Source organism: Methylocella sp. (genome assembly GCF_044226135.1).
Taxonomy (GTDB): domain Bacteria; phylum Pseudomonadota; class Alphaproteobacteria; order Rhizobiales; family Beijerinckiaceae; genus Methylocapsa.
Window position 1 is genome coordinate 57060 of the sequence record NZ_JBGAHM010000005.1, and the last position, 18929, is coordinate 75988.

Sequence of the window (18929 nt, forward strand, 5' to 3'; positions counted from 1 at the left end):
AGACCGGCCGCCTGCCTCTCCGTTAACGCTTCGCGCCCGCCGGCGCGATGAGCGTGCGCAAACGCGCGGGCGCCCTATCTGAGCCCCGCGCCGACGCGCAGCGATTCAGGGCTGCGGCGCAGCGCCAGCATGGCGAGCACGCCGATGAACGGCCCGGGCGCGAGCATCAGAAAAGCCCAGCGCCAGCCGACCGCCCCCGCAAGCAGCGGCACGAGCCGGATCGAGACGAGCGTGAGCGCGAAGCCGATCCCGGTCTGCAGCGCGAGCGCCGCGCCGATCGTCTCGCGGTCGGCGAGCTCCGAGACGGCGGCGGAGAATTGCGCCGAATCGGCGACCGCCGTAAAGCCCCAGACCAGCGCGACGGCGCCGAACAGCCAGGCCGGCCCGTCGAAGGCGAAGCCGATCGCCAGCGCGCAAACCCCCGAGATCGACATCATCAGCGCGGTCGTCGCGGTGCGGCCGATGCGGTCGCCGAGCAGTCCGCCGCAGACGCAGCCCGCGGCGCCGGCGCCGATCACCAGAAAGGCCAGGATGGCGGCCGACGGCAGGGCGGCGAGCGCCGGCGCGCGTTCGGCCGCCTGCGCATAGGCGAAGAACCAGGCCCAGAGCGCGTAAAGCTCCCACATGTGGCCGAAATAGCCGAGATTGGCGAGCAGCAGGCCGCGGTCGCGCAGCACGAGGGCGACGCCGTCGAAACGGAATTTCGGCCGCGCGGCGGCGTAAGGCCCCTCCCGCAGACAGGCCGCGGTCAGGCCGGCGGCGAGGAGCGCCGCGGCCGAGGACACGGTCACGACGAGGCGCCAGTCGACGCCGCCGAAGGCGCGGATGAGATAGGCCGCCGACGAGCCGAGCGTCAGCGCGCCGACCGCCGCGCCCATGGCGAGGCCGCGACCCTTGACGAACCAGCCGGCGATCACCTTCAGCGCCGGCGGATAAAGCCCCGCGAGCGCGAGGCCGGTGACGAAGCGCGCCGCAAACAGCCCGGAAAAATCCGGCGCCGCGAGAAGGGAGAAATTGGCGAGGGCCGCAAGCAGCGCCGCGCCCGTCATCAGCCGGCGCGCGGCGATCGCGTCGGCGAGGCCCGAGACGCTCGATCCGACCGCGCCGACGACGAAGCCGAGCTGCACGGCGTTGGTGATCCAGGCGGCCTGGCCTTCGTCGAGCCCGTGCGCGCGCTGCAATTCGCCCAGAACGGCGGTGCCCGAGAACCAGGTCGCCATGGACAGGACGAGCACGACCCCCACGAGGCCCAGCATGGCGTAACGCCCGCGGTCGACGCTTCGCACGGCGCTTCTCCCGTTCGCGCGGAGCGCGACTTTAACTCCTTCGCGCGATTTTCCTGCGCGCGCGATTTCCCTATTCGCGCGACGTTGCGGCCGCAGCGTTCGCGGCTCTCGGCGCGCCGGCGCGGATCGGCCCGCCTGTCTAGTGCGCTTTGCGCCGGCGCGCAATTCGGCGCGGCGACCTTTCCGCGCCGCCGCCGCCGCAGCCCGGCTAAAGCGCGACGAAGACGAACTTGTCCTTCTTCAAATTTGGATAATTGTCGCGCAGGGCGGCGGCGATCTTGCCGATCAGCGCCTTGTCGCCGGCGGCGGAGGGGCCGACGAAATCCGTGCCCTGCATCCAGGTCTCGAAATAGCAGTGCAGCTTTTCGTCATGCTCGACGCCGGTCGGGTTGGCCGTTTTGTCCGAAAGCGACGCCACCCCGTCAGGGCTGACCTCGAGCCGCCAGTCGCGGTCGTCCTCGACCGAGCCGATCAGCTTCGCAAGGTCGGCGTCGGTCCAGTCCGCCTTGAGATTCAAGGGCATCTTGCAAATTCCTTGTGCCTCGCCGGGGCCCTTGCGGGCGCTTCGCCGGCGCCGTTGTCCGCGGGGCGTGAAACCCTCGCGGGTCTCAGGGAGACGTAAAAAGCAAGGCCCGCGCCGCGCCCGGCGCGTCAGCCGAGCCCGCCGAAGCAGAGATATTTCGTCTCGAGATAGTCTTCCGCGCCCCATTTGCCGCCCTCGCGGCCAAGGCCCGACTGTTTCACGCCGCCAAAGGGCGCGACCTCGTTCGAGATCAGCCCCTCGTTGATCCCGACCATGCCGGCTTCGAGCGCCTCGGCGACGCGAAAGGCCCGCGCAAGGTCGCGCGTATAGAAATAGGCGGCGAGCCCAAAGGGCGTGGCGTTGGCGAGCGCGATCGCCTGCGCCTCGGTCTCGAAGCGGAAGATCGGCGCGACGGGGCCGAAAATCTCCTCGCGCGCCAGCGCCATGTCGGGCTGCGCGCCAAGCAGGATCGTCGGCTCGTAGAAATTCGGGCCGAGCGCGGCCCGCCGCCCGCCGAGCGCGAGCTTCGCGCCCTTGTCCAGCGCGTCGGCGACGAGGCGCTCGACCTTCTCGATCGCCGCCCGGTTGATGAGCGGCCCCAGCGCGACGCCGGGCTCAAGCCCGTCGCCGAGCGTCAACCCGGCGACCCGCGCCTTCAGCTTCGCGACGAAGGCGTCATGGATCCCGGCCTGCACGAAAAGCCGGTTGGCGCAGACGCAGGTCTGGCCGGCGTTGCGATATTTCGAGGCGATCGCTCCCTCGACGGCGGCGTCGAGATCGGCGTCGTCGAACACGAGAAAGGGGGCGTCGCCGCCGAGCTCGAGGCTGATCTTCTTGATCGTCGAGGCCGACTGGCGCATCAGCAGGCGTCCGACCTCGGTCGAGCCGGTGAAGGAGACTTTGCGCACGATCGCGCTTTCGGTCAGCTCGCGGCCGACGGCGGGCGCGTCGCTCGCCGTCACGACATTGAGCACGCCCGGCGGCAGGCCGGCGCGTTCGGCGAGCGCGGCGAGGGCGAGGGCGCAGAGCGGCGTGTCCTCGGCCGGCTTGACCACCGCCGTGCAGCCGACGGACAGCGCCGGGGCGATCTTGCGGGTGATCATGGCCACCGGGAAATTCCACGGCGTCAGCGCGGCGACGACCCCGACCGGCTGGCGCAAAACGACGATGCGCTGGCCGCGGACCGTGGCCGGGACGGTCTCGCCATAGGCGCGCTTGCCTTCTTCGGCGTGCCATTCGATGAAGCTCGCGCCATAGGCGACCTCGCCGCGCGCCTCGGCGAGCGGCTTGCCCTGCTCCAGCGTCATGAGGCGGGCGAGATCCTCCTGCGCCGCCATGACGAGGTCGAACCAGGCGCGCAGCACGCCGGCGCGCTCCCTGGCCGTGCGCGCGCGCCAGCTGGGCAGGGCGGCTTCGGCGGCGAGAATCGCCCGGCGCGTCTCGGCCGGCCCGAGATCGGCGACCTGCGCAAGCCGCGCGCCCGTCGCCGGATTGTCGACGTCGAACACGGCGCCGGAGTCGGCGCCGATCCATTCGCCGCCGACAAAGGCTTTTTCGCGCAACAGAGCCGGATCCTTGAGCGCGCGCGCCATGACTTCTCCTTCCGGGCTTTCCTTGAGGGGGCTTCTTCTTCAGGCCGGCGCGGCTTCACGGCCGCGCGAGGCTGGGGGCGGCTCGATCGCGGCTGTTGCCCCGGGGCGCGCGCGGCCTATTGTGGCCGCAAACCATAGGGCTGGGAGCGGACCATGCGAAGGGCGGAACGGCGGACAGGGATCAGGGGCGTCGTTTTCGCGCTTGCGGGCGCCGGTTTCGCGCTTTCCGGGGCGTTCGCGCCGGCCGCGGCCCAGAAGGGCGACGCCGCAAGGGGAGAGACGATCGCGCGGCGCTGGTGCGCGTCCTGCCATGTCGTGGCGCCCGGGCAGAGCCCGGCGAGCGACGGCGCGCCGAGCTTCATGAGCGTCGCCGCCAAGGTCGTCTCGCCCGACGCGCTGAAGGCCTTTCTCGCCGATCCGCATCCGAAAATGCCGGACATGAGCCTGACGCGCGACGAGATCGCCGATCTTGCCGCCTATATCGTCGGCCTCGAGCCCAAGCCATAACGTCGCCCTGGAGCAGTGGAGCGCTGGAGCGTCATCCTGTCGGTCGGATCGGGTCCGACTGACCGGTGACGCGCTAGCCGAGATTTTCGGCCTCGAAATCGGCGCAGGAGAGGCCGAAAAGGGCGAGCCCTTCTTCGAGATAGTCCGAAAGCAGGGGAATCCCGAGCAGATAGCCGGCCGTGCGCCCGTTCTGGGCGCGCGCCGCCTCGGCGCGCAATTCGTCCCAGTCCTCGAGTCCGCCGTCGCCGCGTCCGAGCCAGACGAGCGCCACGAGTTCGGCCTGCTCGTCGACGTTGAGCCCGTCGACCGCGCCGGCGATCTCGCGCGCGACCGGATCGTCGGCGCGGTCCTCGAGCACGTCGATCATGCCGTCGTCGCTGGCGTTCGAGCCCGAATCGAGGTCGGACAGCCCTTCCTTGACGTCGAACTGGCGCGCCTTCTGGATGATGAAGCAGACTTCGTCGGTCGAGATCGAAAGCTCGGGCATGGTCTCCTCCGTGAATGCGGGCGGAACGCGCCAGCTGCGTCACATGAACAGCGTGCCGCGCGACTCGTTCTGCCGCGAATTTATGCAGGAACGGCCGTCGTCGCCTTAATTTTCCTCAACGGCCGCGCTGCAGCTTTTTCGCCGCCCAGGCGTTTATGCGCCTGACGAAGACATGCGCGGCCCCTGCGGCCGCTTTCTTCATGAGGGGCGAGGCCGATGAAGCTGCGGGTCGGGTGCGAACTGTCCTACAAGATTCTCGCGGAGACGGTGTTCATCTTCAATATCGAGGTCGCGCGTCTCCAGCGCCACCTCAATCTGTCGGAAAAACTGATCTTCACGCCGGGCAATCCAAGCCTCGCCTATGAGCAGCCGGACCTGCGCAACCGCTATGTCCAGACGGTCGCGCAGGTCGGCGATTTCCATGTCTCCTATGCGGCGGAGGTCGAGATCGACCCCTATCGCGCGGATCCATCGACCGTCGGCGAGATTCCGATCAAGAATCTGCCGCTCGACATCCTGCCCTATCTGCTGCCGAGCCGTTTCGCGCCCTCGGACGAACTCGTCAATTACGCCATGCGCGAGTTCGGGCAGTGTCCGCATGGGCATGAGCGGGTGGCGATGATCTGCAACTGGCTTTACGAGAACATCGAATATCAGCGCGGCAGCTCCGACGCCAAGACAGGGGCGATCGAAATTCTGGTGCAGCGCGCGGGCGTCTGCCGCGATTTCGCGCATCTTGGCATCGCCTTCTGTCGCGCGCTCGGCATTCCGGCGCGCTATGTCACCTGCTACGCCTTCGGGTTGCAGCCGCCCGATTTCCACGCGGTGTTTGAAGCCTATCTCGACGGGCGCTGGTGGCTGTTCGACGGCACGCGGCAGGCGGCGCTCGACGGGCTGGTGCGCATCGGCGTCGGCCGCGACGCGGCCGAGGTCGCCTTCGCGACGCCCTTCGGGCTGATTCAGCCGGGGCCGGTGAAAGTGTGGATCGAGCGCACGGACGGGACCGCCGAATGCGGCCCGCGCACCACTGACGCGATCTCGACGGAGGAGACCGGCCAGAACGGCGGCGTGTTTTAGGACCGGCCCCGACCGGGCGGCGCATCCGCCCGGTCGATCGCGCCGCCCGTCACTCGAACAGCCAGGCAGGCCCCTCGACGCTGAGCGCCAGAACGTCGCCGACGCCGGCGCAGCCGAGGCTCGGCGCGCGCAGGGCGATTTCGGGAACCTGCGGCGCATCGAGCAGCCTGAGGCGCAGGGCGCAGGACCCGCCGCCGAATTCGACCGCCTCGACCCGGGCGCGCACCGGCGCGTCCGCGCCCTCATACGCTGCGAGGGCGCGAAGCCGAAGCTGCTCGGGCCGCACCATCAGCCGGCCTGGGCCGGGCCGCGCCGGCGCCTCGACGTCGAGCCGGCCGAGCGCGCAATGCGCATGGCCGTCGCGCACCTCGGCCGGCAGGATCACCGCGTCGCCGAGAAAGGTCGCGGTCTTGGGGTCGCGCGGCGCGAAATAAAGCGCGCGCGGCGCCCCGACCTGCGCCAGTCGGCCGTCGCGCAGGACGGCGACCTGGTCGGCGAAGGCGAGCGCCTCGGCCTGGTCATGGGTCACGAGCACGGCGGCGGCGCCGGCCCTGTCGAGCGCATGGGCGACGGTGCGGCGCATCTGGTCGCGCAAGCCCGTGTCGAGCGCCGAGAAAGGCTCGTCGAGCAGCATCAGGCGCGGGCGCCGCGCGAGCGCCCTTGCGAGCGCGACGCGCTGCTGCTGGCCGCCGGACAGCTGGTGCGGCCGGCGCGTCAGCATGGACGGTTCGAGTTCGACGAGGTCGATGAGTTCGAGCACGCGCGCGCGGCGGTCGGGCGCGCGCCGCGGCAGGCCGAAGCCGATATTGGCCTCGATGTCGAGATGGGGAAACAGCGCCCCGTCCTGCGCGACGACGCCGATGGCGCGCCGGTGCGCCGGGACCGCCACGCCGCCGTCGACGAGCGCCTCGCCGTCGAGCAGGATGCGGCCTTCGTCGGGGGCCTCGAAGCCGGCGACGACGCGCAGCAGCGTGCTCTTGCCCGAGCCCGAAGGCCCGACCACGGCGAGCCGGCCGCGCCCCGGCATGTCGAGCGAGACGTCCTCGAGCGCGCGCGTCGCGCCGAAGCGCTTGCCGACGCCTTCGAGCCGCAGAAAGCTCATCCGCGCAGGGTCCTTTTCGAATGCATGTGCAGAAGCAGGGTGAGCGGCGCCGAGAAGGCGACCATCAGGAAGGCGTAGGGAGCCGCGCCGACATAGTCGATCTCGCTGGTCAGGGCCCAGAAACGCGTCGCCAGCGTGACCGTGCCGTTCGGCGAGAGCATCAGGGTCGCGGTCAGCTCGGTGGCGACGGCGAGGCCGACGAGCGCCGCGCTCGCCGCCGCGCCCGGCGCCGCGAGCCGCATGGTCACCCCGGCCATGGCCTGCAGCGGCGTGCGCCCGAGCGCCATCGCCGCCTCCTCGAGCTCGACCGGCGCCTGGGCGACGCTGGCGCGCAGGCCGACAAGGGCGCGCGGCAGAAACAGCAGCACATAGGCGGCGATGAGGGTCGCGAGCGTCTGGTAGAGCGCCGGGGCGAGGCGCACCGTGAGGGTCACGAGGGCGAGCGCGACGACGACGCCGGGCAGCGAGCCGACATAATAATGGCAGGCCTCGAGCGCGCGCACCAGCCGGCCCGGCGCGCGCACCGAAAGCCAGGCCATGGGAGCGACGGCGAGCGTCGTCAGGACCGCGCCCGAAAGGGCCAGCGCGACGGTCGTTCCGAGCGCCTGGACGATCTCGTCGCCGCGCCATGCGGCCGCCCCGCCGAGCGCGAGCCAGCGCAAAAGCGTCGCCGCCGGCACGCCGATGGCGAGCGCGGCGACGAGCGCGTTGAGGCCGAGGCAGGCCCATTTCGCCGCAGGCCGCAGCCGCGCGCGATGCGGCGGGCGCGGCGCGCCGGGCCCGAGCCTGGCGTAGCGCTCGCCCCCGCGCGCGAGGGTCTCGCCGCCGATGAGCGCAAGGCAGCACAGCACCAGCACGCCGGCCATCATGTTGGCCGCGGGGCTGTTGAAGGCCGACTGGAACTGGTCGACGATCGCGGTCGTGAAGGTGTCGAACCGGATCATCACGAACAGGCCGTATTCGGCGAGGAGATGCAGCCCGACGAGCAGGGCGCCGCCGCAGATCGCCACCCGCAGCTGCGGCAGCGCGACGCGCAGGAACACGGCGCAGGGCCCGAGGCCGAGCGAGGCGGCGGCCTCCTCGAGCGCCGGGTCGAGCCGGCGCAGCTGCGCCGCGACCGGCAGATAAAGAAAGGGGAAATAGGCGAGCGTCGAGACCACGGTCGCGCCGCCGAAGCCGTTGAGGTCGGGAGCCGCCGACATCCAGCCATAGCCGTGCACGAAGGCCGGGATGGCGAGCGGGGCGACGGCGAGCCAGGACCAGAGCTTTGCGCCCGGCATGTCGGTGCGCTCGACGCTCCAGGCGAGGGCGAGGGCGAGCAGGATGGTCAGCGGCAGGGTCGCCGCCTCGAGCATCGCCGTGTTGACGAGCAGTTCGAGGATGCGCGGGCGGAAGACGAGCTTCTCGATCGTCGCCCAGCCGGTCTGCGTCCCGACCCAGACGATGAAGCCGAGCGGCGTCAGCGCGAACAGCGCGACGAGCGAGGAGACCGCGAGGAACGGCGTGGCGGCGGGGCCGGCGCGGCGCAGCGCGCTCGCCTGGCTGCGCGCGCGGGCGAGGAGCGCGTCGTCCGAAACGATGGCGGTCATGGCGCGACGCCGCGCGTCGAAGGAGCGCTCAAATTCATGTCCATGGCGTCAGAGCAGGCCGGCCCGGGTCATCAGATCGGCGACCTTGGCGCTGTCGAGCTTGTCGGGAGAGATTTTCGGGGCGTCGATTTCGTCGAGCGGGACGAGCTGCGGATGCGAGGCCTCGCCCCTGCCGACGGCGTATTCGAAGGAATTGCCCTCGCGCAGGATCTTCTGGCCGCCGGGGCCGGCGAGCCAGCGCACGAACGCCTGCGCCTGCGGCTTGTTCTTCGAGGCGGCGAGCACGCCCGCGCCCGACAGGCTGACGAAGGCGCCGGGGTCGCCATGGCCGAAATAACGCAGGTCGACGGAATTGCTGTTCTCGCCGGTGCGGGCCTGATCGCCGAAGAAATAATAATGATAGATCAGCGCCCCGTCGACCTCGCCGCGGTTGACCGCACGCATCGCGAGGCTGTTCGAGCGGAACGGGACGACGCCGGCCTTCATCGCCTTGAGCCATGCGAGCGTCGCCGCCTCGCCCTTGAGCTGCAGCATGGCCGCGACGATCGCCTGGAAATCGGCGCCGGCCGGGGCGGCGGCCCAGCGGCCCTTCCAGGACGGGTCCTCGAGGTCCATCGCCGATTTCGGCAGATCGGCCTCCTTCAGCTTCTTCCTGTTATAGGCGAAGACCGTGGCTCTGGCGGCGACGCCGATCCATGAGCCGTCGGCCGGGCGGAACTCCGGCGGGGCGAGATCGAGCGTCTCCTTTGGGAGCGGCGCGAAAAGGCCGGCGGCGTCGACGAGCGCCATGGCCGGCGCGTTTTCGGTGATGAACACGTCGGCCGGAGAGGCCTTGCCCTCCTGCAGGATCTGGTTGGCGAACTCCATGTCCTTGCCCTCGCGCAGGACAACCCTGATCCCGGTCTCCTTCGTGAAGGCGTCGGCCCACGCCCTGGCGAGGCTTTCATGCTGGGCGTTGTAGACCGTGATCGTGCCGGCGTCCGCGGCGCGCGGGGCGCGGGGCGCGGGAAGCGCGCAGGCCGACGCGACAAGCGCGGCGAGCAAGCCCCGCCGGGAGACCAGAGTTTTCATCAACGCCCTTTCCTGCCGCATGCTCCTGCCGCATGCCGCGCGAAAGCGTCATAAAGGGCGATTTCTCCGCCCGCTTCAACCAAAAGCACGAAGTTTTTCAGTAGAATAATTCTAACAAGCAGGGCGGCGCGCGGCCCGATCCCCTGCGGCCCGGGCGCAGGGCGGCGGCGCGAAAGCCGGCGCAAAAGCCCGTGATCGGGCGGGCGGAAAGCGTGCGGGGCGGACGGCGCGGCTTATGGACGCGGCCTCTGCGCCGCGCGATTTCAACGCCGCGATAAAAGCCGCGGGCCTCGTTTCAAAATCCCAAGCCCGCCAAAATCCCAAGCCCGCGCCCCGGCGCAAACACGGCGCGGCGTCGGCGCCCAAGCTTAGACGACGCGAAGCTTCAGGTTTGCGCGCGAAGACTTCGCCGTCTTTCCGCCGCATGAGTTGCAAATTGTCGTTATATGAGCTTTACCCAAGGCAAGCTGGCGCCCTGCGACGCGTCGACGGCGACGGTCCGGGCGAGCGACGCCGGAAAGGGGACGACTATGCAGGCGTTCGATCCAAGCGATCTTTCCAAGACGCGCCTGCCGATCGTCGTCCCGTTCCTGACCATGTGCGCGCTCGGCGCGGTCCAGCTCTACTTCGGCGCCAGCGCCGCGGTCGTCGCGCTCGCCATCTTCGGCGTGACGGTCAGCTTCATCCCGCTGCATATTTTCGGCTGCGAAATCTATTCGCTCTTCGCGCTCGTCTTCGGCCTGCGTTTCCTTCTCGTCGGCATTCTCTTCAAGACTCTCTACGGGCAGCCGCTCGACAGCCATCTGTTCAATCCGACGCCGGCCTATGCGATGGCGACGCTGGTCGTCTGCCTCGGCGTCGTCGTGCTGATGATCGCGCGGCGCTTCGACCCGAGAACCGACTTCTTCGCCTTTCCGCTCGATCTCGCGGGCCTTCGCAAGCTCGCCATCGGGGCCTTCTGCTTCGGGCTCGTCTGCATGGCGATCGTCAGCATGAAGGACAAGAGCGGCGCCGGAGGCGGCAACGCGGGCCCGCTGATGGTGGCCGCGACGACGCTCGCCTCTCTCGCCGTCCTGGGCTTCGTGGCCGAGGCCCTTCGCGCCGTGCTCGCGTCGGGCGGACGGACGGTGATGTCGCCGTTCCTCGCCGGCATGTTCGGCGTCGTGCTGCTCGCGGTGCTCTCGCTCAACATGCGCGGCTTCCTGGTCGACTGCCTCCTCGGCGTCGCCCTGGTCGGGATCATCTATCGGGCGATCAATCTCAGGCTCATCGTGGCGGCGACGCTGTTCGCGCTGTTCTTCCTGAACTTCATGACGCCGCTGACGCTGTACATGCGCGGCAACAAGGAGTTGCCGCCCGCGGCCTTCGCGGAGCTCATGATCAACACCGGCGCGCGCATGGCCGTCGATTCCGATTTCCGCAAGGTCATCGTGAACACGACCACCCTGGCCAAGGCGCAGCGGGAAGACGACGACATCGACTATGACTATTACGGCAATCGCGCCAACGTCGAAAACCGCCTGTCCTTCGTCGCGCTGATCGACGCCGTGATGAACGGCATGAAGGGGCACGCCTTCGTCGGCATGAGCGCCGTCGAGAAGGCCATGTCCGCCATCATGCCGGGCTTCCTCGGCTTCACCAAGGAGGCCGTCAGCACCGGCGACTGGATCAGCTGGCGCATCGGCCTTCTTGAATATCCGTATATTTCCTATCTCGTCATCGGCGTGCCGATGGAGGCCTACGCCGCCTGGGGCCTCCCCGGCGTGCTGATCTATCCATTCCTGTTCTATCTGCCGGTCTTCCTGCTGCTCGCGCGTTTCGCCAGCCTGCGCAGCGCGACGCCGGTCTCGATCTTCATCCTGGCGAGCTTTCAGGCGGAAATCGCCGAATCGACGTCCGACGGCATGCTGAACGTCCTCTTCCGGGTCGCGCCGGTGCTGTTCTTGAGCCTGCTCCTGCTGCGCGTCATGCTGTTCCCCCGCCTGAAGCGCCGCAGCCCGATGGCGCGCATGCGGCGGCGCTCGGAGATCAGCTCCGTCGAAATCTGACCGTCCGGGCGCGCCCCGCGAACGCGAATATTTGACCGCTCCGCGGCGGCCGCCGCCGCGCGGCCGCCGCATCATCCGTCTAAGGCTTCAGCGCAACGCGGGCGTCCGGCCCGATCCGTTCGAGGCTTTCTCTCATGAAGATACAGGCCAAGGCGCTCCTCGCCGCTGCGTGCCTTCTCGCGGCGCCAGGCCTTCACGCCGGCGGCGCGGCCGCGTCGGCCAAGCGCGTCGAGGGCGAGCGGGGGCGTCCGCGCGCCGACATCTGGATCGCGCCGACGGGGGTCGATTCGGCCGGCGTCAGGATCGGCGTCGACTGCGTCGAAACGCAGCCCTGCAGGACGCAGGCGAAGGCCGCCGCCATGCTCGCCGCCAATATCGCGAAGACGCCGAACCGCAGCTATGTGATCATGCTGCGCGGCGGACGCTACGAGACTTACGATTCCGGCACGCTCGTCCTCAACGCGCGGCACACGCCAGGGCCGCTCTCGTCCTCCTACACGGCGCCGTCCTACGGCGTGACCTGGAAAGCCTATCCGGGCGAAACGCCGGTCTGGAGCGGCGGCAAGGACATTTCCGGCACGTTCAAGAAGACCGTCCTGCCGGGCGGCGGCCCCGGCTGCGCGTCGGACGCGCTCGCGCCCTACGCGCCGCTCGTCAATGATCCCGCGCGCGGGCGCATGTCGCGCTTCTACGCGGGCTTCGCCACCGTGAACGGAAAATTCGCGCCGCCCGTCTATGCGCCGCGCAAGACCTATGGCTGGAACGCATTGCCGGCCCCGGGCGAGAAGACGGACCTTCCCGTCACGGCGACGCTGGCCGCGGGATCGTCCTCCATCGCCGTCAGCGACATGTCGCGCGTCGGCCTCGTCGGCGATCCGGTCTCGTTCGGGGCGGGCGCGCCCGCCGCGCTCGGCGGCCTCGCGAAGGGCCGGCTCTATTACGTCGTCGGGCGCTCAGCCGCCGCCTCGGGGGCCGGCGTGGTCGAGGTCGCGAACGCGCCCGGCGGGGCGGCCGTGCAGGCGACGGAGTCGGGGCGATGGTTTCTCCTCTCCGGGCCCTGGCCGACGAATTTCGGCGACAGGCTGACGGCGCTGCGCAATCCGGAGCGCTCGAACCTGTTTCAGATCAATCCGGGAGACATTTCCGCGACGCCCTCGCCGTCGGGCGACGTGCGCGACCTCAAGATTGAATTCGGAGAAGGCGGCTCGATGGTCCCGATCGCCTCGAAGACGGGCGACCGGATCGTCACCGAATCCTATGTCTGGCGCCCCTACCGGCAGGAGAAGGGCGCCCCCTACCGCATCGTCAACGATTATGGCCGCCTCGGCGAGAAGGGCTTCGCCGGCGAGGTCTATACCGACCGCAAGACCGGCCGCATCTATTATTCGCTGCGCGCGGGGGAGAGCTGCGAGGGAAAGGACGCCGGCGGGCTCGCGCGCAAGGGGGCCTTTGTCATTCCCGTGCTGGACAATCTGATCCGCGTCTCGAACGCCGCCGCCGACGCCGCGGCGAACGGCGCGCGGACGGGCGTGCTGGTCGGCAACCAGACCTTTGAAGGCGTGACCTTCTCGGACACGCAGGTCGCCGCCTTCTCCTGCGACACGGGCGATGCGTCGGGCAATGTCTGCGGCGCGCAGCAGGCGGCCTCGAGCCAGTATTTCACCTATGTGCCGACCATCGCCGGCGTCGGCGCGAGCAACGTCCATGTCGACGACGGCGCATTTTACGCGATCGGCGGCTCGGCGATCGGCTTCTCATGGGGCTCGAACCATTATGGCGCGCGCGGCAACCGCATGGAGATGATCGGCGGGCAGGCGATCATGAGCGGCGCGAGCCTCGCCGCCTGGGCCAGCACGGCGTTCTCGAACGACGCGGGCTATGTCGGCGCGGCGCGCACGGGGCCGACCACCAACGCCCTGCTGCGGGGCGATCCTGAGACGGTGTGCTGCGGCCTGTTCGAGAACAACCATATCGCCAACGCCGCCTTCTTCGGCATGAATTCGAGCGTCGCCACCATGAGCGGCGGGCAACGGATCGTGTGGCGGAACAACACTATTCACTACTGCGTCGCCGACTGTTTCGCGGCGCAGTCGCGAAGCATCGAGAATCTGCCCGAGAATCTCGGCGACGAAAGCGGCACGCCGATCTACAAGCGCGGCGTGTTCGGCGACAAGCTCGTCTTCAACGACATCGGCTATGCGGGCTATGAGACCGACCTTTCGGGCGGGCGCGGCTCCGTCCCCAATTCGACGCGCATGCACGACTTCGGCGTGGTCTACGTCCGCGGCCCGCATGACGGCCTTGGCGAGAACCCCGACGACCGCTTCGAGATCGCTTATAACCTCATCCACGACATGGGCTGCCGACCCGACACGGTCGACTGCATGCTGTCCTATCTCGACGGAAACAACGCCAACGGAATCAATTATCATCATAATCTTCTATACCAGAAGCCGTCCGTGAACGGCGTGGTCCAGAATCTCGGCAGCGTCGCCCAGCACACCGGAGGGCTGCGCTCCTCGTTCCGCAACAACATCTTTTCCGGGATCTTCCCGCCGGGCGCGAGCTATGAGCGCTCGAGCTACGGCCTGCTCGGCACGACCGGCGCCTGGGACAACTGGTGGCGCGAGGGGCGCCGCTTCGACGCGTCGCCGAAGCGGCCCGAATATGTGATCTGGGACGGGCGCGCCTATTCGACGACCATGGCGGGCGCGGCCGGCGCGACCCCGCCGACCTGCCTCAGCGGGAGCTGTTCCGACGGCGCGCTGACCTGGACCTTCGCGCAGGCCCTGCGCGATCCGCGCGCGGTCTATGAAAGCAACATCTTCGTCTGGACCGTGCTCGGAAGCGACCGCGCCGACCCGCCGGAGCGCCTCGGCTTTCTCACGCGGCAGATGCGGCCGTCCGGAAACAACACTTTCCTGCGCGACCGGAACGTCTTCTTCCAGGCGGGGCCCGCGGCGTTCAGCGCCGACTATGTCGCGCGCGGCGACAAGGTGAGCGTCGCCGACTGGCGCGCGGTCTATGGCAACGACGTGCACGGATCGTTCGGCGTCGATCCCAATTTCGTCGACTGGACGAGCGGCGCGCCGGAGGGCTTCGACTTCAAGCCGACCGGCGACTTTCCGGCCTGCGGCGGGACCGGCGGGCGCTCGACCGCCTGCGGCCTCGGCTTCGTGCCCTGGGACTTCAGCCGCGCCGGGGCGAAGCTCGGCGCGAAGGGGGAGGCTTCGGCTTCCCCTTGAGCCGCCTCAGATGAAGCGGACTTGCGCCGGGCCTTCGGCGACGGAGCCGATGATCGCGGCGCGCGCGAAGCCCTCGGCCTCGATCATGGCGCGCAGGCGCGGGGCGTCAGCGCCCTCGCAGGCGACGAGCAGGCCGCCTGAGGTCTGCGGATCGGTGACGAGGACGCGCGTCCAGTCGGCGCCGGCGGCCGGAAGCGCGACGTCGGCGCCGTAGCTCGCCCAGTTGCGCGTCGAGGCGCCGGTGGCGAGGCCCGCGCGGGCGAAGCCTTCAGCCTGCGCGAAAAGGGGCACGCGCGCAAGCTCGATCTCGAGCGTGACGCCGCCGCCGCGGGCCATTTCAAGCGCATGGCCGGCGAGGCCGAAGCCGGTCACGTCGGTCACGCCATGCACGCGGGGCTCGCGCCCGAGCGTGGCGCCGACGCGGTTCAAAAGCGTGGTCGAGGCGATCATCTCGGCATAGGCGTCGGGCGGCAGGACGCCTTTCTTGATCGCCGCCGAATAGAGCCCGACGCCGAGCGCCTTGGTCAGGATCAGCGCGTCGCCGGGCTTCGCGCCGCTGTTGCGCCTGACCTCGGCGGCGCGGCAGAGGCCGATCGCGACAAGGCCGTAGATCGGCTCGGGCGAATCGATCGAATGACCGCCGGCGACGCGCACGCCGGCCTCGGCGCAGAGCGAGGCGCCGCCGGCGAGGATCTCGCGCACCGTCTCGACGGGCAGCTTGTCGAGCGGCATGCCGAGCACGGCGAGCGCCATGATCGGCCGGCCGCCCATGGCGTAGACGTCGGAGAGGGCGTTGGCCGCGGCGATGCGGCCGAAGTCGCGCGGATCGTCGACCATCGGCATGAAGAAGTCGGTCGTGGCGATGACGCAATGCTCGTCGTCGATGCGCCAGACGGCGGCGTCGTCGCCGGTCTCGAGCCCGACCAGAAGCTCGGGCGAGGCCGGGCCCATGGACTGGTCGGCAAGCAGTTTCTGCAGCACGGCGGGGGCGAGCTTGCAGCCGCAGCCGCCGCCATGGGCGAGGCTGGTGAGACGGACGGGCGACGGTTCGGACACGTGAGGCTCCGGGCGTTGAACGGGCCCACCATAGCCCCGGGCGCGGCGCCTGCAAGGCGCGGCGTCGGCGCGGCGTCGGCGCGGCCTGCGGCCGGGCGTGGCGAAGTATATACTCAAGTATACGGTATCGGGAGTTTGATTTGATTTGAGAATGATGAACCTTGAGGTAATAATGGAGTTGGAATAAGACCTGTTCCAACCAAGGATCCGCCCGGATTAGCCTGGAGGAGAGCGCCGCCATGGACCTCAGTCGTCGCGGATTCATCAAGCTCAGCGCGGCGGGCCTCGCCGCCTCGAGCCTCGGCGCTTTCGGGTTCGGCGCGGACGGCGAGGCGCTCGCGGCGGCGGTGCGGCCCTACAAGCTCGCGGCGGCGTCCGAGACGCGCAACACCTGCACCTATTGCTCGGTCGCCTGCGGCATCCTTGTCTACAGTCTCGGCGACCGTTCCAAGAACGCCCGCTCCGAGATCATGCATATCGAGGGCGATCCTGACCATCCGGTCAACCGCGGCACGCTCTGCCCCAAGGGCGCGGGCCTGCTCGACATCGTGCATGCGGCGGAGCGGCTCAAGGTTCCGCGCTATCGCGCGCCCGGAACGGCCGAATTCAAGGACGTCTCCTGGGACTTCGCGCTCGACCGCATCGCGACCCTCATGAAGCAGGACCGCGACGCCAATTTCGTCGCCAAGACCGACGCCGGCGTGACCGTCAACCGCTGGATCACCACCGGCATGCTGGCCGCCTCGGCCTCGTCGAGCGAGACCGCGCTCCTGACATGGAAGGTGGCCCGCTCCTTCGGGATGCTCGTCTTCGACAATCAGGCGCGTGTCTGACACGGACCGACGGTAGCCAGTCTGGCTCCAACATTCGGTCGCGGCGCGATGACCAACACCTGGCAGGACATCAAGAACGCCGATGTCGTGCTGGTGATGGGCGGAAATGCGGCTGAAGCGCATCCGTGCGGCTTCAAATGGGTGATCGAGGCCAAGATCGAGAACGGCGCGAAGCTCGTCGTCGTCGATCCGCGCTTCACGCGCACGGCGTCCGTCGCCGACATGCATGTGCCGATCAGGCCCGGAACCGACATCGCCTTCCTGAACGGCGTGATCCGCAACCTGCTCGCGACAGGCAGGATCCAGGAGCGCTACGTCCGCGCTTTCACCAACGCCGGCCTCATCGTCAAGGAAGGCTACAGCTTCGACGACGGCCTGTTCACAGGCTATGACGAGGAGAAGCACAGCTACGACAAGTCGAGCTGGAACTATGAGCTTGACGAACAGGGCTTCGCCAGGGAGGATCCGACCTGGGCGCATCCGCGCTGCGTGATCAACCTCATGCGCGCCCATGTCGAACGCTACACGCCCGAGACGGTGTCGCGCATCACCGGCACGCCGCAAGACAAGTTTCTCGCCGTGTGCGACCTGTTCGCCTCGACCTCCGCGCCCGACAAGGCGCTGACGAGCCTGTTCGCGCTCGGCTGGACGCAGCATTCGGTCGGCTCGCAGAACATCCGCGCGATGGCGATGATCCAGCTCCTGCTCGGCAACATCGGCGTCGCCGGCGGCGGCATGAACGCGCTGCGCGGCCATTCCAACATCCAGGGCCTGACCGACGTCGGCCTGTTGTGGAACCTGATCCCCGGCTACATGACGCTGCCGACGGAGGCCGAGCCGACCTATCAGAAATACATGGAGACGCGGCAGTTCAAGCCGCTGCGGCCGGGCCAGGTCAGCTACTGGCGCAATTATTCGAAATTCTTCGTAAGCTTCCAGAAATCGACCTTCGGCGCGGCCGCCACGGCCGACAACAGCTGGGGGTATGACTTCCTGCCGAAATCGGAGCCGGGAAAGAGCTACGACATTCTCTACGCCTTCGAGATGATGAATCGGGGCAAGATCAACGGCTATATCTGCCAGGGCTTCAACCCGCAGCAGGCTTTCCCCGACCGCGGCAAGATCCGCCGCGGCCTGTCGAAGCTCAAGTTTCTCGTCGTCATGGATCCGCTCAACACCGAGACGGCGAATTTCTGGCGCGACGAGGGGCCGCAGAACCCGTCCAATCCGGCGGCGATCGAGACCGAAGTGTTCCAGCTGCCGACCACCTGCTTCGCCGAGGAGGATGGCTCGCTGGTCAATTCGGCGCGCTGGCTGCAATGGCACTGGAAGGCCGCCGACGCGCCGGGCGTCGCGAAATCCGACATCTGGATCATGAGCCAGATCTTCCGGCGCATGAAGGCGAAGTATCGCGCGCAGGGCGGCGCTCCGGCCGACGCCATCAATGCGCTCTCCTGGAATTACCTCGACCCCGACGACCCGACGCCGGAAGAACTCGCCAAGGAGATGAACGGGCGCGCCCTCGCCGACCTCAAGGACGACGCCGGCGCCGTCACGGTCAAGGCGGGCAAGCTCATCGACGGCTTCGCGCAGCTGCGCGACGACGGCTCGACGGCCTCAGGCTGCTGGATCTTCTCGGGCTGCTACACCGAGAAAGGCAACACCATGGCGCGGCGCGACGCCACCGACCCGCGTGAGCAGGGCATCGCCCCGAACTGGGCCTTCGCCTGGCCGGCGAACCGGCGCATCCTCTACAACCGCGCCAGCGCGGACGTCGAGGGCCGGCCCTGGAACCCGAAGAAATCCATCATCCAGTGGAACGGGTCGCTCTGGACGGGGCTCGACGTGCCGGACTATCCGCCGGCGGCCAAGCCGTCGGACGGCGTCAGCCCGTTCATCATGAACGACGAAGGTCTGGGCCGCCTGTTCGCGCGCGACCAGATGGCCGAAGGGCCCTTCCCGGAGCATTACGAGCCCTTTGAATCGCCCTCGGAGAACATTCTGCATCCGAAAGTGCGGACCAATCCGGCCGCGCGCGTCTTCCCCGACGACCGCAAGATGTTCGGCTCGGCGGCCGACTTCCCCTATGTGGCGACGACCTACAGGCTGACGGAGCATTTCCACTACTGGACCAAGCACGCGGTCATCAACGCCGTGCTCCAGCCCGAGGAGTTCGTCGAGATCGGAGAGGCGCTCGCCAGAGAAAAAGGCCTGACCCAGGGCGGATGGGTGCGCATCGCCTCGAAACGCGGCGAGATCGTCTGCAAGGCTTATGTGACGAAGCGCATCAAGCCGATCATGGTCGACGGCAAGCCGACGCATGTGATCGGCGTGCCGATCCACTGGGGCTTCACGGGCGTCGCGCGCAAGGGCTACGGCGCCAACACGCTGACGCCCTCGGTCGGCGACGCCAACACCCAGACGCCGGAGTTCAAGGCTTTCCTCGTCAATGTCGAGAAGGCCTCGCCGCCGGTCGCCTGACGCCTGTTCGAACATGCCGGCCTCGCGGCGGA

13 protein-coding genes are annotated in these 18929 nt (G+C 68.8%); 5 read left to right on the forward strand and 8 right to left on the reverse strand.

What is annotated here, in order from left to right:
• Nucleotides 1-74 precede the first annotated feature (74 nt).
• The 3 genes from ACILRB_RS04115 to ACILRB_RS04125 all read right to left on the reverse strand — a co-directional run bounded on the left by ACILRB_RS04115 (nt 75) and on the right by ACILRB_RS04125 (nt 3401).
• Complete coding sequence (locus ACILRB_RS04115; RefSeq protein WP_395665025.1) at nt 75-1286, reverse strand: MFS transporter; 1212 nt, start codon at nt 1284-1286, stop codon at nt 75-77.
• A gap of 208 nt (nt 1287-1494) precedes the next feature.
• The gene (locus ACILRB_RS04120) at nt 1495-1809 is read right to left on the reverse strand and encodes a hypothetical protein (RefSeq protein WP_395665026.1); all 315 of its coding nucleotides are present in this window, start codon (nt 1807-1809) and stop codon (nt 1495-1497) included.
• Nucleotides 1810-1937: 128 nt separating this feature from the next.
• Nucleotides 1938-3401, reverse strand: a complete 1464-nt coding sequence (locus ACILRB_RS04125; RefSeq protein ID WP_395665027.1) for an NAD-dependent succinate-semialdehyde dehydrogenase — start codon at nt 3399-3401, stop codon at nt 1938-1940.
• Nucleotides 3402-3554: 153 nt separating this feature from the next.
• On the opposite strand from ACILRB_RS04125, the gene ACILRB_RS04130 reads away from it, so the two are divergent.
• Nucleotides 3555-3908, forward strand: a complete 354-nt coding sequence (locus tag ACILRB_RS04130; RefSeq protein ID WP_395665028.1) for a c-type cytochrome — start codon at nt 3555-3557, stop codon at nt 3906-3908.
• Nucleotides 3909-3981: 73 nt separating this feature from the next.
• Here the strand turns inward: ACILRB_RS04130 and ACILRB_RS04135 are convergent, their stop codons facing one another.
• Nucleotides 3982-4395: a DUF3775 domain-containing protein gene (locus ACILRB_RS04135; protein ID WP_395665029.1), complete on the reverse strand. Its 414-nt coding sequence runs from the start codon at nt 4393-4395 to the stop codon at nt 3982-3984.
• A gap of 216 nt (nt 4396-4611) precedes the next feature.
• Here ACILRB_RS04135 and ACILRB_RS04140 point away from each other — a divergent pair, with 216 nt between their 5' ends.
• Entirely contained in the window at nt 4612-5472 is an 861-nt protein-coding gene (locus ACILRB_RS04140) for a transglutaminase family protein (protein ID WP_395665030.1), read from the forward strand.
• 49 nt (nt 5473-5521) lie between these two features.
• Here the strand turns inward: ACILRB_RS04140 and ACILRB_RS04145 are convergent, their stop codons facing one another.
• From ACILRB_RS04145 to ACILRB_RS04155, 3 genes are read right to left on the reverse strand one after another with little or no spacing between them, the layout of a single operon-like run.
• Entirely contained in the window at nt 5522-6574 is a 1053-nt protein-coding gene (locus tag ACILRB_RS04145) for an ABC transporter ATP-binding protein (protein ID WP_395665031.1), read from the reverse strand.
• The gene (locus tag ACILRB_RS04150) at nt 6571-8163 is read right to left on the reverse strand and encodes an ABC transporter permease (protein WP_395665032.1); all 1593 of its coding nucleotides are present in this window, start codon (nt 8161-8163) and stop codon (nt 6571-6573) included. The genes ACILRB_RS04145 and ACILRB_RS04150 overlap by 4 nt, the downstream gene beginning before the upstream one ends.
• Nucleotides 8164-8211: 48 nt before the next feature.
• Complete coding sequence (locus ACILRB_RS04155) at nt 8212-9234, reverse strand: iron ABC transporter substrate-binding protein (protein WP_395665033.1); 1023 nt, start codon at nt 9232-9234, stop codon at nt 8212-8214.
• A 530-nt stretch (nt 9235-9764) separates the two neighbouring features.
• Here ACILRB_RS04155 and ACILRB_RS04160 point away from each other — a divergent pair.
• Nucleotides 9765-11282, forward strand: coding sequence for a hypothetical protein (locus ACILRB_RS04160; protein WP_395665034.1), 1518 nt, complete (start codon nt 9765-9767; stop codon nt 11280-11282).
• A gap of 134 nt (nt 11283-11416) precedes the next feature.
• Nucleotides 11417-14527, forward strand: coding sequence for a hypothetical protein (locus tag ACILRB_RS04165; RefSeq protein WP_395665035.1), 3111 nt, complete (start codon nt 11417-11419; stop codon nt 14525-14527).
• 6 nt (nt 14528-14533) lie between these two features.
• Here the strand turns inward: ACILRB_RS04165 and selD are convergent, their stop codons facing one another.
• A complete protein-coding gene (gene selD / locus ACILRB_RS04170; protein ID WP_395665036.1) occupies nt 14534-15583 on the reverse strand; it encodes a selenide, water dikinase SelD in 1050 nt (349 codons plus the stop codon).
• 239 nt (nt 15584-15822) lie between these two features.
• Between selD and fdnG the strand changes: the two genes are divergently transcribed.
• Nucleotides 15823-18897 (forward strand): formate dehydrogenase-N subunit alpha, encoded by a 3075-nt coding sequence (fdnG, locus tag ACILRB_RS04175; protein ID WP_395665037.1) that lies wholly within the window; start codon nt 15823-15825, stop codon nt 18895-18897.
• Nucleotides 18898-18929 lie beyond the last annotated feature (32 nt).

Excerpts from the sequence above, each read along its gene's own strand:
- ACILRB_RS04120 (WP_395665026.1), bottom strand. The coding sequence starts at position 1,809 with ATGCCCTTGAATCTCAAGGCGGACTGGACCGACGCCGACCTTGCGAAG.
- ACILRB_RS04125 (WP_395665027.1), bottom strand. The coding sequence starts at position 3,401 with ATGGCGCGCGCGCTCAAGGATCCGGCTCTGTTGCGCGAAAAAGCCTTT.
- ACILRB_RS04130 (WP_395665028.1), top strand. The coding sequence starts at position 3,555 with ATGCGAAGGGCGGAACGGCGGACAGGGATCAGGGGCGTCGTTTTCGCG.
- ACILRB_RS04135 (WP_395665029.1), bottom strand. The coding sequence starts at position 4,395 with ATGCCCGAGCTTTCGATCTCGACCGACGAAGTCTGCTTCATCATCCAG.
- ACILRB_RS04140 (WP_395665030.1), top strand. The coding sequence starts at position 4,612 with ATGAAGCTGCGGGTCGGGTGCGAACTGTCCTACAAGATTCTCGCGGAG.
- ACILRB_RS04145 (WP_395665031.1), bottom strand. The coding sequence starts at position 6,574 with ATGAGCTTTCTGCGGCTCGAAGGCGTCGGCAAGCGCTTCGGCGCGACG.
- ACILRB_RS04150 (WP_395665032.1), bottom strand. The coding sequence starts at position 8,163 with ATGACCGCCATCGTTTCGGACGACGCGCTCCTCGCCCGCGCGCGCAGC.
- ACILRB_RS04155 (WP_395665033.1), bottom strand. The coding sequence starts at position 9,234 with ATGAAAACTCTGGTCTCCCGGCGGGGCTTGCTCGCCGCGCTTGTCGCG.
- ACILRB_RS04160 (WP_395665034.1), top strand. The coding sequence starts at position 9,765 with ATGCAGGCGTTCGATCCAAGCGATCTTTCCAAGACGCGCCTGCCGATC.
- ACILRB_RS04165 (WP_395665035.1), top strand. The coding sequence starts at position 11,417 with ATGAAGATACAGGCCAAGGCGCTCCTCGCCGCTGCGTGCCTTCTCGCG.